The 12,621-nt window shown below is 69.5% G+C and carries 11 protein-coding genes; 5 read left to right on the top strand and 6 right to left on the bottom strand.

The window, feature by feature from the left end; all coding sequences use genetic code 11:
• The first annotated feature begins 3 nt into the window (after nucleotides 1–3).
• A complete protein-coding gene (locus FCI23_RS07315; RefSeq protein WP_136722635.1) occupies nucleotides 4–1,191 on the top strand; it encodes a molybdopterin molybdotransferase MoeA in 1,188 nt (395 codons plus the stop codon).
• A gap of 15 nt (nucleotides 1,192–1,206) precedes the next feature.
• Here FCI23_RS07315 and FCI23_RS07310 read toward each other — a convergent pair whose 3' ends face one another.
• On the bottom strand, nucleotides 1,207–1,599 hold the full coding sequence (locus FCI23_RS07310; RefSeq protein ID WP_136722634.1) for a FadR/GntR family transcriptional regulator: 393 nt from the start codon (nucleotides 1,597–1,599) through the stop codon (nucleotides 1,207–1,209).
• Between the two features lie 139 nt (nucleotides 1,600–1,738).
• Here FCI23_RS07310 and FCI23_RS07305 point away from each other — a divergent pair, with 139 nt between their 5' ends.
• Nucleotides 1,739–2,425 carry a GntR family transcriptional regulator gene (locus tag FCI23_RS07305; protein WP_136722633.1) on the top strand — a complete coding sequence of 229 codons (687 nt, stop codon included), beginning with the start codon at nucleotides 1,739–1,741 and terminating at the stop codon, nucleotides 2,423–2,425.
• A gap of 25 nt (nucleotides 2,426–2,450) precedes the next feature.
• Here FCI23_RS07305 and FCI23_RS07300 read toward each other — a convergent pair whose 3' ends face one another.
• The gene (locus FCI23_RS07300; protein ID WP_136722632.1) at nucleotides 2,451–2,975 is read right to left on the bottom strand and encodes a VOC family protein; all 525 of its coding nucleotides are present in this window, start codon (nucleotides 2,973–2,975) and stop codon (nucleotides 2,451–2,453) included.
• A 58-nt stretch (nucleotides 2,976–3,033) separates the two neighbouring features.
• Between FCI23_RS07300 and FCI23_RS07295 the strand changes: the two genes are divergently transcribed.
• Nucleotides 3,034–3,669 carry a LysE family translocator gene (locus FCI23_RS07295; protein WP_136722631.1) on the top strand — a complete coding sequence of 212 codons (636 nt, stop codon included), beginning with the start codon at nucleotides 3,034–3,036 and terminating at the stop codon, nucleotides 3,667–3,669.
• A gap of 60 nt (nucleotides 3,670–3,729) precedes the next feature.
• Entirely contained in the window at nucleotides 3,730–4,062 is a 333-nt protein-coding gene (locus FCI23_RS07290; RefSeq protein ID WP_136722630.1) for a chorismate mutase, read from the top strand.
• Nucleotides 4,063–4,590: 528 nt separating this feature from the next.
• On the opposite strand, the gene FCI23_RS07285 is transcribed toward FCI23_RS07290, so the two are convergent.
• The 4 genes from FCI23_RS07285 to FCI23_RS07270 form a co-directional block, all read right to left on the bottom strand.
• Complete coding sequence (locus FCI23_RS07285; RefSeq protein WP_136722629.1) at nucleotides 4,591–5,982, bottom strand: OFA family MFS transporter; 1,392 nt, start codon at nucleotides 5,980–5,982, stop codon at nucleotides 4,591–4,593.
• A gap of 260 nt (nucleotides 5,983–6,242) precedes the next feature.
• On the bottom strand, nucleotides 6,243–8,393 hold the full coding sequence (locus FCI23_RS07280) for an acetate--CoA ligase family protein (protein ID WP_136722628.1): 2,151 nt from the start codon (nucleotides 8,391–8,393) through the stop codon (nucleotides 6,243–6,245).
• A gap of 3 nt (nucleotides 8,394–8,396) precedes the next feature.
• The gene (gene frc, locus FCI23_RS07275) at nucleotides 8,397–9,626 is read right to left on the bottom strand and encodes a formyl-CoA transferase (protein ID WP_136722627.1); all 1,230 of its coding nucleotides are present in this window, start codon (nucleotides 9,624–9,626) and stop codon (nucleotides 8,397–8,399) included.
• A 10-nt stretch (nucleotides 9,627–9,636) separates the two neighbouring features.
• Complete coding sequence (locus FCI23_RS07270) at nucleotides 9,637–11,319, bottom strand: thiamine pyrophosphate-binding protein (protein ID WP_136722626.1); 1,683 nt, start codon at nucleotides 11,317–11,319, stop codon at nucleotides 9,637–9,639.
• A gap of 170 nt (nucleotides 11,320–11,489) precedes the next feature.
• Here FCI23_RS07270 and sucC point away from each other — a divergent pair, with 170 nt between their 5' ends.
• Nucleotides 11,490–12,620, top strand: a complete 1,131-nt coding sequence (gene sucC / locus FCI23_RS07265) for an ADP-forming succinate--CoA ligase subunit beta (RefSeq protein ID WP_136722625.1) — start codon at nucleotides 11,490–11,492, stop codon at nucleotides 12,618–12,620.
• Nucleotide 12,621: the final 1 nt, after the last annotated feature.

The following is a 12,621-nucleotide window of genomic DNA, read 5'->3' as shown; positions in this document are numbered from 1 at the left end:
CACATGACGGCGCTCGACGAACGCACCAACGACGAACCCACCGCCACCGCGATGCCATGGCCGCAGGCCCGCCGCACCGCCGGACTCGCGGCCGAACCCCTTGGCCCCCTCACCGTCCCCCTGAAACGCGCGCGCGGCTCCGCCCTCGCCGAGCCGCTGTTCGCGGGCCTGGCGGTGCCCGCCTTCGACACCGCCGCGATGGACGGCTACGCCGTCGCCGGGCCGGGACCCTGGGCGGTGACCGGCCGCGCCCTCGCCGGACACGCCGCCGACGTACGGGACCTGGCCTCCGGCCAGGCCGTTGAGATCGCCACCGGGGCGCAGGTCCCGCCGGGCGCGAGCGCCGTGCTGCCGTACGAACTCGCCCTGCGTACGGACGGGCTGGTCACCGGCGCCATCGGCCCCGGCCGCCACATCCGCCGCCGTGGCGAGGAGTGCGCCGAGGGCACTGAAGTGCTCCCGGCCGGGGCCACCGTCACCCCCACCGTGCTCGGGTTCGCCGCGAGCCTCGGCTGCGACGCGCTCACCGTCCACCGCCGACCGCGTGTCACGATCGTCGTCACCGGCGACGAAGTCGTACGCAACGGCACCCCGCTGCCCGGCCAGGTCCGCGACGCGCTCGGCCCCCTGCTCCCCGGCCTCATCGACTGGGCCGGCGGAATCGCCCTGCCGCCCACCTACGTTCCCGACGGACGCGCCCCGCTCGCCGCCTCCCTCACCCGTACGGCGGTCGACGTCATCGCCGTCTGCGGAGCCTCCTCGCGCGGCCCCGCCGACCATCTCCGGCCGGTACTTAGGCAACTGGGCGCCGACATCCTCGTCGACGGCGTGGCCTGCCGCCCCGGCCACCCCCAACTCCTCGCCCGCCTCACTCCCGGCGGCCCGCTCATCGTCGGACTCCCCGGCAACCCATTCGCCGCCCTCGCCGCCGCCCTCACCCTCCTCGCCCCCGCCCTCGGCCGCCTCTGCGGCCGCACCCCGCCCCCGCCCCCTCGCGCCGTCCTCGTCGCACCCGTCCCCGCCCATGCCGCCGACACCCGGCTCATCCCCGTGACTCTCGCCTCCGGCCTTGCCACCCCCGTCGGCCACGACCGCCCAGGCCTCCTCCGGGGCGCGGCCGCCGCCACCGCCCTCGCGGTCCTACCGCCGGGCGGTGCGCGAGACGTCGAGCTGCTCCTCCTGCCCGGCTGACCTGGGACAACAGCGCTAATCGCTGACGAAGGAGCGGATGCGCTGCTCAAGGCTGCGCTGCAGATGCGCACGCATTTCGGCGCGCGCAGCGTCCGGCGAGCGCTCACGAAGCGCTTGCAGGATCCGCTCGTGTTCGGCGTTGAGCAGATCGAAGTCCCCGTAGGACGACGGGGGTCCGCTGTCATAGATCCGGAGCTGCGTGTTGAGCTTGGCGAGCAGCCCGGCGATCGTGGAGTTGTGGGCGGCCCGCCAAACGGCTTCGTGGAACCGGAAATTCCCGGCTCGTGCCTCGGTGTCGTCCGTCATCCGGCAGCAGCTGTCCTGGAGGTGCTGGAGCCGCGCGATGTCGAGGTCCGTATGCCTGAGGGAGGCTGCGCCGGCGGCCGCTGATCCTCGCCGGCTGGCCATTGGCCGAGGAGGCCGCGCTGGTCGCCGAACACCTCATCCCGCGCTTCAACGAGATCAACTGAGGAGATCGGGCGGCCGGGGTAGGCTGTACTCAGTAGACTGTAGACGAAAGCCAATTCGCCGACCGCTGGGGGAACAGATGCTGTCCACCGGACTGCCGCCCGGGGCCGTGCCCAAGCTGGAGCGTCCCGGACCGCTCCGTGAGCGGGTGTACGAGGCACTGCTGGAGCTGATCACGACCCGCGCCTTGCGCCCGGGCCAGCACTTGGTGGAGACCGAGCTCGCCAGCCACCTCGGTGTCTCCCGCCAACCCGTCCGGGAGGCGTTGCAGCGCCTCAACACCGAGGGGTGGGTCGATCTGCGCCCCGCCCAGGGCGCATTCGTCCACGAGCCGACCGAGGCCGAAGCGGATCAGCTTCTCGTCGTACGGGCGCTGCTCGAGACCGAGGCGGCGCGGCTCGCCGCCGTCAATTCGTCCGCGCACGGCCTGACCCGGCTCGACCGGCTGTGCCAGACCGGCGAGGAGGCGGTCGCCGCCGATGACGTGGACGCCGCGGTGGCCGCCAACGCGGCCTTCCACGCGTACGTTATGGAGCTCGCGGGGAACGCGGTGCTGGGCGAGCTCGCCGCGCAGGTGGACCGGCGGGTGCGCTGGTACTACACACCGGTAGCGCGGCAACGCGGGGTCCAGTCGTGGATCGAGCACCGGGAGCTGATCGAGGCGATCGCGGCCCGCGACGAGGCCGGCGCCCAACAGGTGATGCGAGCCCACACCGAGCACACCCGGACCTCCTACCACCAGCGCGACGGGAGGCCGCACGAGTAGAGGTTCGCCCCCACGGCCACGCTCATCAGTCCTCCGTGAGCAGCGCCACCCCGTTGAAGTAGCCGAGCCGCTCCTGGTAGAGCTCCACACTGACCCCGTTCGGGTCACGGATGTACAGGCTGTCGTCCGCGCCCCGGTCCGGCCCCAGGTATTCGAACCCGGCCGCGTCGAAGCGCGCCTTCGCCCCCCTGAACTGCTCCTCGGTCACCGACAGTGCCAAGTGCTGCAACCCGCCGATCGTCTCGTGCTGGGCGGGGTGGTCATGGCCTGGGAAGTCGAAGAACCCCAGCAGATTGCCGTGGCCGATGTCGAAGAAGAAGTGGCTCGACCCCGGGTAATCGCGGTTCTCCACCAGCTCCACCAGCGGGAACCCCAGGAAGTCCTGATAGAAGCCGATCGTCTCCTCGACATCCGCGCAGATGAACGCCACATGGTGTACCCCCGCAGCCTGCGTCGGCGGCCGCTCGGCCGGTGCCCGTAGATACTTGCCGCGCAGCGCCGCCCGCCGCTCGCGCAACGCCTCCAACTCCTTGCCCTGGGGCTCGCCCATGACCCTGCCTCCTCGTAATGGTGGTGCGTCGAAACGTATACCCCGCTAGCGTCGGGCTATGGTTTCCGCCGACCGCCTGGCGGCATACGCCGCGATGTCCCTCCTGCTGATCGTGATCCCCGGGCCCAGCGTGGTCTTCGTCATCGGGCGCGCCCTGGCGCACGGGCGCCGCACAGCGCTGATGTCGGTCGCCGGCAACACCATCGGCTGCTACGCCCTCGTCGCCATGGTGGCCCTCGGTGTCGGGACCGTGGTGGAGCGCTCCGTCGTCCTCTTCCTGACCCTGAAGCTCGCGGGCGCCGCCTACCTGGTGTTCCTCGGGTTCAAGGCCTGGCAGCACCGCGGTGCTCTGCACGCGCAAACCGTCGCGGCCCCCGAGCGGGGAGCGTTGCGGACGCTGTGGGAGGGTTTCGTGGTGGGGGCGACCAACCCCAAGACGATTGTTTTCTTCGCGGCCGTGCTTCCCCAGTTCGTTGACCGCTCGGCAGGCCACGTGCCCGGCCAGATGCTTCTGCTCGGTCTCATCTCCGCCTGCATCGCCCTCGTCAGCGACAGCGTCTGGGGCCTCGCAGCCTCCGCCGCCCGCTCCTGGTTCGCAGGCAACCCGCGCCGGCTGTCCATGGTCGGCGGGGCCGGCGGTCTGGCGATGATCGGGCTCGGCGTGACAGTCGCCGTGACCGGTCGTACGGACTGAGTCCCGGCGGCAGGTAGTGTGCTGCGGTCCGTATCCCCTGTGAGCAGGAGCGCTAGAAGCATGAGCCAGCAGCCGACCGAAGAGGCCCGGGCGCGTCTGCGATACCTGCGGGGCAGTATCGACAACCTCGACGCGGCGCTCGTCCACCTCCTCGCCGAGCGCTTCAAGTGCACCCAGCAGGTGGGGGAGCTCAAAGCGGCCTACGAGCTGCCTCCGGCGGACCCGGACCGCGAAGCCGCGCAAATCACACGGCTTCGGCGGATGGCCGAGGAGGCGCATCTCGACCCGGCGTTCGCGGAGAAATTCCTCAATTTCATCATCGAAGAAGTCATCAGGCATCATAGGGCGATCGCCGATAAGGCCCTGACCGGCGACGCATCCGGGAAATCCTGATCTCCGTTGATCGCGCACCGATCACCTTGGGAAGATTCGGGAGATCAACTTCCCCATCGGGCCGTGAGCCACGCCCGCGCGCAACGCGGTCGGGTAATTCCGTGCCTTCTCGCCGATGACATCGCGCGCGCCGCGTTCGTGCGAGTACGCCACCATGTGGGAGACGGCCAGGGTCGACCCGCCGCTGTCATGGCGTCCTGGAAGGCGAGTGCGTACCGTTTGGTCCCGGCGTTGTTCGGGTGGCAGCTCTCCAGGCTGACGCACGCCGTGGTGACCGTACTGGGGAGGTCTCCCGGGCCGCTCCGGGAAGCGACGACGCCGTTTGATCCCGTTGCCGGAGCCGCAGATCCGGCAGCCCTCGAACCTGGCGTCCGGTGAGTAGAAGGACGCGTAACCGCCCGAGCAAGCAGGCGGTGCCGGGCGAGTGGGTGTACGGGAGCGGGCCCACCGCCGCGGGACGAACTGCAGCCGCCGGGCAGGCCCAGAGCACATCGGGCCTGCCCGGCGGTCGAGGAACAAAGGCCCTCCTCAGGCCATTTCTCGGCTGATCGGCTGCGGATTGGGCCGGATGTCCCGCAGTCGGTCCCGGCCCGGCTGGCGGAGCAGCAGGGTGAGGGCGGCGGCCAGCAGGCTGATGGCTCCGGCGAGCAGATAGGCGCCGTGGTAGCCCCAGGCGTCGATGACGATGGAGCCGAGCCCGCCGCCGGCGAGCCCGCTGAACAGCTTGGCGCTGTAGACGAGACCGTAGTTCTGGGCGTTGTTGTTCTCGCCGAAGTAGTCCGGCACCAGCGCCGCGAACAGCGGATAGAAGGCTCCGCCGCCGAAGCCGGAGACGAAGGCGAAGACGAGGAAGAGCGGCTCATTGCGCGCCGTTCCGGCCCACAGTATGCCGAACTGGGCCAGGCCCTCGATCAGCAGGACGACGGTGAGGGTCTGCTTGCGCCCGAAGCGGTCCGACAGCCAGCCGACGGCGCCGCGCCCGGTGCCGTTGACGACCGCCATGACGCCCATGGAGGACGCCGCCACCAGTGGCCCGAAGCCCATCTCCTTGGCGAACGGGACCTGGAAGGCGATGCCGAAGATCGACACACCGGCGATGATCACCAGGCATATCCACATCAGCGGCAGCATGCCGGTGCGGATGGCCTCCGCCGGGCCGAACTGCTTGACCGCGGGCGGGTTCTTCGCCAGCGTGCTGTTCGCCTTGCGGTCGCGGTTGAAGGCGATGGGGTCGATGTGGGCGGGCCACCAGTTCTTCGGCGGGTCCTTGAAGAACAGCCCCGATATCCCGACCACCAGCAGGACGTACACCCCGATGACATCAAGCACCGTACGGTAGTTGCCCAGGTCGAAGACGTACGTGAAGACGAAGATCAGCGGAACCGCACCGTAGGCGAAACCGCCGTTGACGAACCCGGTCTTCCCGCCGCGCCGCTCCGGGTACCACTTGCCGACCATGTTGATGCAGGTCGCGTAGACCAGCCCGGCTCCGGTGCCGCCCAGGAAGCCGAAGCCGGCGAAGGCCCACCAGATGTTCGGGGCGTGGCTGAGCGCCAGGTAGCCGAGGAAGGCCAGGCCGGCGCCGCTGAGCATGGCGGCGCGGGCGGAGAAGAGCCCCTTTTCGCGCAGCCGACCGGCGGGGAAGGCCACGCCGGCCTGGAAGACGACCCAGACGCTCAGCAGCCAGAAGGTGTTGGTGTGGGTCCAGTTGTGGGCCTGGGACAGGGTGTCCTCGGCGGACCCGTATGCGTACTCGGCGACGCTGATGCCGAGCATCGCGGCCCAAGGCAGCAGCACCATCAGCCAGCGCGGCCGGCCGAGGATGTCCCGGTCGGTCTCGCCGACCCGGTACAGCCGCCCGTTGGCGTCTCTGATCTCCTTGTAGGTAGTGGGTGGTTGAGCCGATGTCGGTGACGTCATTGTCGTTCCCCTTGCCTCGAAAGAGCCTGGCCAGCGCCCCCTGGACGGATCTCTTCTCGTGCTTCCGGGGCGGGACCGGCTCCGCGGCTCGCGGTTGGCCGGTCCCGTCTCGCGTTCACGCTGCGCTGAGCGTCAGCGGCTAAAACAGTGAAAGGGTTGTGGGCAGGCGTGCCGCAGGGCGGCACGTGTGGGCACAACCCGGCCACCGGCCCGCACATGGCAACCGGGGCCCGGGGCAGAGCCCCGGTCTCAGATGCGGGTCACGGGAGCAACCCCGCGGCCCGCGCCCAGCGGTACTTCGCGCCGAGCGCCGCGACGGGCTGCTCGGTGGTGTAGGGGTATGCGACGACTCCTCGCTCGAAGAGATACGCGCATGCCGCCTCGACCTCCGTGTCGCCGGCCAGCGAGGCCACCACGGGCTTGTGGATGCCCTTGGCACGGGCCTCGGCGACGACTCGTGCGGCGAGTTCGGCGAAGACCATCGGCGGGGTGACGATGGTGTGCCAGTAGCCCAGGATCAGGGCGTGCACGCGGGGGTCCTCCAGGCCGAGACGGATCGTCGCCTCGTACGTGGACGGCGGCTCCCCGCCGGTGATGTCGATCGGGTTGCCCGCCGCGCCGAAGGGCGGGATGTACCGCATGAAGGCCGCGTCCAGGTCGGGCGGGATCTCCATGAGCGTCAGGCCGTTGTCGACGCAGGCGTCGGAGAGCAGCACGCCCGAGCCGCCCGCGCCGGTGATGATCACGACGTTGTCGCCCTGCGGGGTGGGGAGCACGGGCAGTGCCCGCGCGTACTCCAGCATGTCCTTCAGCCCGGGCGCCCGGATGACGCCGGCCTGCCGCAGGATGTCGTCGTACACCTTGTCGTCGCCCGCGAGAGCGCCGGTGTGGGAGCCGGCGGCCCTGGCCCCGGCCGAGGTGCGGCCGGCCTTCAGCACGACGATCGGCTTCTTCTTCACCACCTCGCGGGCGGCCTCGACGAAGGCGCGGCCGTCCTTGAGGTCCTCCAGGTGCATGGCGATGCACGTGGTGTTGTCGTCCTCGCCGAAGTAGGTGAGCAGGTCGTCCTCGTCCACATCCGACTTGTTGCCCAGTCCGACGATCGCGGACACGCCGGTCTTCGTCGTACGGGCGAAGCCGAGGATAGCCATGCCGATGCCGCCGGACTGCGAGGTGAGGGCGACACCGCCCTTGACGTCGTACGGAGTGCAGAAGGTGGCGCAGAGGTCCTGCCAGGTGGAGTAGTAGCCGTAGATGTTCGGGCCCAGAACACGGACGCCGTACTCGCGGGCGATGGCGACGACCTTGTCCTGGAGGGGCTGGTCGCCGGTCTCGGCGAAGCCGGAGGGGATGAGGACGGCGTTGGGGATGCCCTTGCGGCCGACCTCCTCAAGGGCGGCGGGAACGAACTTCGCGGGGATCGCGAAGACGGCCACATCGACGTCGCCGGGGATGTCGGTCACGGAACGGTAGGCCTTGAGGCCGAGGATGTCGTCGGACTTGGGGTTGACGGGGAAGATGTCCCCGGCGAAGCCGCCGTCAACGAGGTTCCGCATGACGGAGTTGCCGATCTTGCCCTCTTCGTTCGAGGCCCCGATCACGGCCACCGCGCTCGGCTTCATGAGCCGGGTCATGGCCGTCAGGATCTCCTCGCGGGAGAACTTCTGCCGCTCGACCGGTGCGCCGTCGGCGAGGATGACGCGTATGTCGGCCGCCAGCGCGCCCTCGGGCGTGGCGATCACCGGGTTCAGGTCGACCTCCGCGATCTCGGGGAAGTCGGTGACGAGCTGCGAGACCCGGCGGATCTGCTCGGCGAGCGCCCACCGGTCCACGGCGGGCGCGCCGCGTACGCCGCGCAGGATCTCGGCCGCGTCTATGGAGTCGAGCATCGAGAACGCCTCGTCGCCGGTGACCGGTGCGAGGCGGAAGGTCACGTCCTTGAGGACCTCGACCAGCACTCCGCCGAGGCCGAAGGCGACGACCTTCCCGAAGGTCGGGTCGGTGACCGCGCCGACGATGACCTCCTGGCCCGGCGGTAGCATCTGCTGCACCTGGATGCCCTCGATGCGGGCGTCCGGCGCGTACTGCTTGGCGTTGGAGATGATGGTGTGGAAGCCGCCCCGCACCTCCTTGGCCGTCTTGAGCCCCACGAGGACGCCGCCCGCGTCGGTCTTGTGCAGGATGTCCGGGGAGACGATCTTCAGTACGACGGGGCCGTCGAAGCGGTCGGCGTACGCCACCGCCTCGTCCACGTCGTGCGCCAGGGCCTCGCCGGGGGTGGCGATCCCGTAGGCGTCGGCGATCAGCTTGCCTTCGGGTGCGGTGAGGGCGGTGCGGCCCTCGGCCCGTACGGCGTCCAATAGGGCACGGATTTCATCGTGCCCGGGCGTGTCGGTCAATGTGTCGGCCATCGGTCAGATCACCCCGTTCGTCTGCAGTTCGACCAGCTCAGCGGGGGAGAGGCCGAGTTCGGTGGCATATATGTCGTGGTTGTGCTCGCCCAGTAGAGGCGATCGCTCGACGGTGACGGGCGAGTCGGAGAGCTTGATGGGGCTGCCGACGGTGATGTAGGTGCCGCGCTCGGGGTGTTCGACCTCGACGACGATCTCGTTGGCCTTGAGGCTGGCGTCCTCGATGATCTCCTTGGTGGAGAGGATCGGGCCGCAGGGGATGTTGTGGGCGTTGAGGATTTCGAGCACCTGCCACTTGGGAAGGGTGCTGGTCCACTCCTCGATCAGCTGGAACATCTTGCCGAGCTTGGGGAGGCGGGCCTCGGGGGTGGCCCACTCGGGATCCGCGGCGAGCTCGGGGCGGCCGAGGAGCTGCGTGATCGGCTGCCAGCCGACGGGTTGCACGATGACGTACACGTAGTCGTTGGGCCCGCCGGGCGCGGTCTTGACCGCCCAGCCGGGCTGGCCGCCGCCGCTCGCGTTGCCCGAGCGAGGTACCTCGTCGCCGAAGTCCTCATTGGGGTACTCCGCGAGCGGCCCGTGCGCCAGGCGCTGCTGGTCGCGCAGCTTGACCCGGCAGAGGTTGAGGACGGCGTGCTGCATGGCGACGTTCACCCGCTGGCCGCGTCCGGTGCTGGTGCGCTGGTAGAGGGCGGCGAGGATGCCGGCGACGGCGTGCATACCGGTGCCGGAGTCGCCGATCTGGGCGCCGGTGGCGAGCGGTGGACCGTCCTCGAAGCCGGTGGTCGACATGGAGCCGCCCATGGCCTGGGCAACGACCTCGTACGCCTTGAAGTTGGTGTAGGGACCGTCGCCGAAGCCCTTGATACTGGCGTAGACGATGCGGGGGTTGATCTCCTGGATCCGCTCCCAGGTGAAGCCCATGCGGTCGACGGCGCCCGGGCCGAAGTTCTCCACCATGACGTCGGAGCGGCGGATCAGCTTGGTGAGCAGCTCCTTGCCGCGCGGGGTCTTGGTGTTGAGGGTGATGCTGCGCTTGTTGCCGTTCAGCATCGTGAAGTACAGGCTGTCGACGTCAGGGAGGTCGCGCAGCTGCTTGCGGGTGATGTCGCCGGTAGGGGCTTCGAGCTTGACGACATCCGCGCCCAGCCAGGCGAGGATCTGGGTGGCGGACGGTCCGGACTGGACGTGGGTCATGTCCAGGACACGTACACCTTCGAGTGCCTTCGTCACGGCGGTCACCTCACTTGTACATCGTCTGGTTCATGGTTCCGGGGGCGTACGCGTCCGGGTCGACCCAGACGTTGATCAGCGACGGCAGCCCGGACTCGCGGGCGCGTCGCAGGGCGGGGCCGATGTCGGCGGGGTCGCGGACCTCCTCGCCGTAACCGCCGAGCATCTGGGCGAACTTGTCGTAGTGCACGTCGCCCAGGGTGTTGCCGACCCGCTCACGTTCCAGGCCGTACTTGGCGGCCTGGCCGTATCGGATCTGGTTCATCGAGGAGTTGTTGCCGACGATGCCGACGAACGGCAGGTTGTAGCGGACGAGCGTCTCGAAGTCCCAGCCGGTGAGCGAGAAGGCGCCGTCGCCGAAGAGTGCGACGACCTCCTTGTCGGGGCGGGCCTGCTTTGCCGCGAGAACAAAGGGGATGCCGACGCCGAGCGTGCCCAGCGGGCCCGGGTCCATCCAGTGGCCGGGGGACTTGGGCTGGACCACCTGGCCGGAGAAGGTGACGATGTCTCCGCCGTCGCCGACGTAGATGGAATCCTCCGTCAGGAAGTCGTTGATCTCGCTCACCAGCCGGTACGGGTGGATGGGCGAGGCGTCCGAGCGCAGCTGCGGCAGCCGCTTCTCGATCGCCTTGGCCTCGACCGCGCGAAGCTCGTCCAGCCACTCCTTGCGCCTGCCCGCACCGCCATTGAGCCGCCCCGACGCGGCTTCGGTGACGGACGCCAGGATGAGTCCGGGGTCGCCGACGATGCCGAGGTCGATGTCGCGGTTCTTGCCGACGGTGCGGTAGTCGAGGTCGATCTGGACGACGGTGGCGGTGGGGGAGAGCCGCTTGCCGTAGCCCATGCGGAAGTCGAAGGGCGTGCCGACGATGATGATCAGGTCGGCCTCGGTGAAGGCGTAGCGCCGGGACAGCTGGAAGTGGTGCGGGTCGCCGGGCGGGAGTGTGCCGCGTCCGGCGCCGTTCATGTAGGCGGGGACATTGAGGGTGCGGACGAGCTCGATGGCGGCGTCGGTTCCCCTGACCGTCCAGACCTGACTGCCGATCAGGATGGCCGGCTTCTCGGCGTGGATGAGGAGGTCGGCGAGCTTCTCGATCGCGGCCGGGTCGCCGAGGCTGCGGGTGGATGCGCGGTAGGCGCCGGCCTTCGGTATCCGGGCCTTGGTCAGCGGCACCTTGGCGTCGAGGATGTCACGCGGGATCTCCAGGAAGGACGGCCCGGGCGCCCCGTTGTAGCACTCGCGGAAGGCCATGGAGACCAGGTCCGCGGCGCGTGCGGTGTCGGGCACGGTGGCCGCGAACTTGGTGATCGGGGTCATCATGTCGACGTGCGGGAGGTCCTGGAGCGACCCCATCTTGTGCTGGCTGTGGGCGCCCTGACCACCGATCAGCAGCATCGGTGACTCGGCGCGGAAGGCGTTTGCCACGCCGGTGACGGCGTCGGTGGTGCCGGGCCCGGCGGTGACGACGGCTACGCCCGGCTTGCCGGTGATGCGTGCGTAGCCGTCGGCGGCGTGGGCGGCCACCTGCTCGTGCCGTACGTCGACCACCTCGATGCCCTCGTCGACGCAGCCGTCGTAGATGTCGATGATGTGGCCGCCGCAGAGCGTGTAGATCACCTCAACGCCCTCTGCCTTGAGCGCCTTGGCGACGAGATGGCCACCGGAGATGAGGTCTGATGTGCCGTCTGACATGACGAGTTCAGTCCCTTCGAAGGGGGCGTACCGCGCTTCTGTACATTGCATACAGGACACGAATACTGTATGCAGATGGTTATCCCGCATCGCCAAGTCGATGTCCAGGGGGCGTGCACTGGATTCTTCGCCGTCCTGGCGAACCTGATTCAGGGGAAGGTGCGTTGACGATGGATCTGCACGAGTACCAGGCACGGGAACTCTTCGCGCGGCACGGGGTCCCCGTGCTCGACGCCTACGTAGTGGACGAACCGGAAGCCGCTCGCGAGGCCGCTCGCTTGCTCGGCGGCCGGGCAGTGGTGAAGGCCCAGGTCAAGACGGGCGGCCGGGGCAAAGCCGGGGGAGTGAGGCTCGCCGCCGATCCTGAGGAAGCGGTGGCCCACGCCTCCCGCATCCTCGGCATGGACATCAAGGGCCACACCGTCGGCAAGGTGATGCTGGCCCGGACCGCCGACATCGAGGAGGAGTTCTACGTCTCCTACCTCCTCGACCGAACGAATCGCACCTACCTCGCCATGGCTTCCTCCGAGGGCGGCATGGACATCGAGGAGGTGGCCGCCACCCGTCCCGGCGCCCTGGCCCGGATCCCCGTCGACCCCGCCGAGGGCGTCACCGAGGACAAGGCCCGCGAGATCGTCACCGCCGCCGGGCTGCCGGCCGAGGCCGTGCCCGTCCTCGTCGCCCTCTGGCAGGTGTTCACCGAGGAGGATGCCCTGCTCGTCGAGGTGAACCCGCTCGTCCGCACCATCGACGGCCGCGTTCTGGCCCTCGACGGCAAGATCTCCCTCGACGACAGCGCCCGCTTCCGCCACCCCGCGCACAGCGCCTACGAGACCCCGGGTGACGGCGACCCACTGGAGGCCTCGGCCAAGGCGAAGGGGCTCAACTACGTCAAGCTCGACGGCTCGGTCGGCATCATCGGCAACGGCGCCGGCCTGGTCATGAGCACCCTGGACGTGGTCGCCCGCCAGGGCGCCGAACCGGCGAACTTCCTCGACATCGGCGGCGGCGCCTCCGCCAGGGTCATGGCCGACGGACTCGGGCTGATCCTCGGCGACCCCGGCGTGAAGTCCGTCCTCGTCAATGTCTTCGGCGGCATCACCGCCTGCGACGCCGTCGCCGACGGCATCGTCCAGGCCCTGGAGCAGGTCGAGCTGACCAAGCCGCTGGTCGTACGCCTCGACGGCAACAACGCCGAACTCGGCCGCACCATCCTCACCGGCGCGGCGCACCCCCTCGTACACCAACTGGACACCATGGACGGCGCTGCGGCCCGCGCCGCCGAACTGGCAAGGAGCTGAC

The organism is Actinacidiphila oryziradicis (genome assembly GCF_005047355.1).
Lineage (GTDB): Bacteria > Actinomycetota > Actinomycetes > Streptomycetales > Streptomycetaceae > Actinacidiphila > Actinacidiphila oryziradicis.
This window is presented reverse-complemented; position numbering and strand designations above follow the sequence as displayed.

What these genes read in the sequence shown, in the direction of transcription:
- FCI23_RS07315 (WP_136722635.1), top strand. Translation starts at nt 4, where the DNA reads ATGACGGCGCTCGACGAACGCACCAACGACGAACCCACCGCCACCGCG.
- FCI23_RS07295 (WP_136722631.1), top strand. Translation starts at nt 3,034, where the DNA reads ATGGTTTCCGCCGACCGCCTGGCGGCATACGCCGCGATGTCCCTCCTG.
- FCI23_RS07305 (WP_136722633.1), top strand. Translation starts at nt 1,739, where the DNA reads ATGCTGTCCACCGGACTGCCGCCCGGGGCCGTGCCCAAGCTGGAGCGT.
- FCI23_RS07285 (WP_136722629.1), bottom strand. Translation starts at nt 5,982, where the DNA reads ATGACGTCACCGACATCGGCTCAACCACCCACTACCTACAAGGAGATC.
- FCI23_RS07270 (WP_136722626.1), bottom strand. Translation starts at nt 11,319, where the DNA reads ATGTCAGACGGCACATCAGACCTCATCTCCGGTGGCCATCTCGTCGCC.
- FCI23_RS07280 (WP_136722628.1), bottom strand. Translation starts at nt 8,393, where the DNA reads ATGGCCGACACATTGACCGACACGCCCGGGCACGATGAAATCCGTGCC.
- sucC (WP_136722625.1), top strand. Translation starts at nt 11,490, where the DNA reads ATGGATCTGCACGAGTACCAGGCACGGGAACTCTTCGCGCGGCACGGG.
- FCI23_RS07300 (WP_136722632.1), bottom strand. Translation starts at nt 2,975, where the DNA reads ATGGGCGAGCCCCAGGGCAAGGAGTTGGAGGCGTTGCGCGAGCGGCGG.
- FCI23_RS07310 (WP_136722634.1), bottom strand. Translation starts at nt 1,599, where the DNA reads ATGGCCAGCCGGCGAGGATCAGCGGCCGCCGGCGCAGCCTCCCTCAGG.
- FCI23_RS07290 (WP_136722630.1), top strand. Translation starts at nt 3,730, where the DNA reads ATGAGCCAGCAGCCGACCGAAGAGGCCCGGGCGCGTCTGCGATACCTG.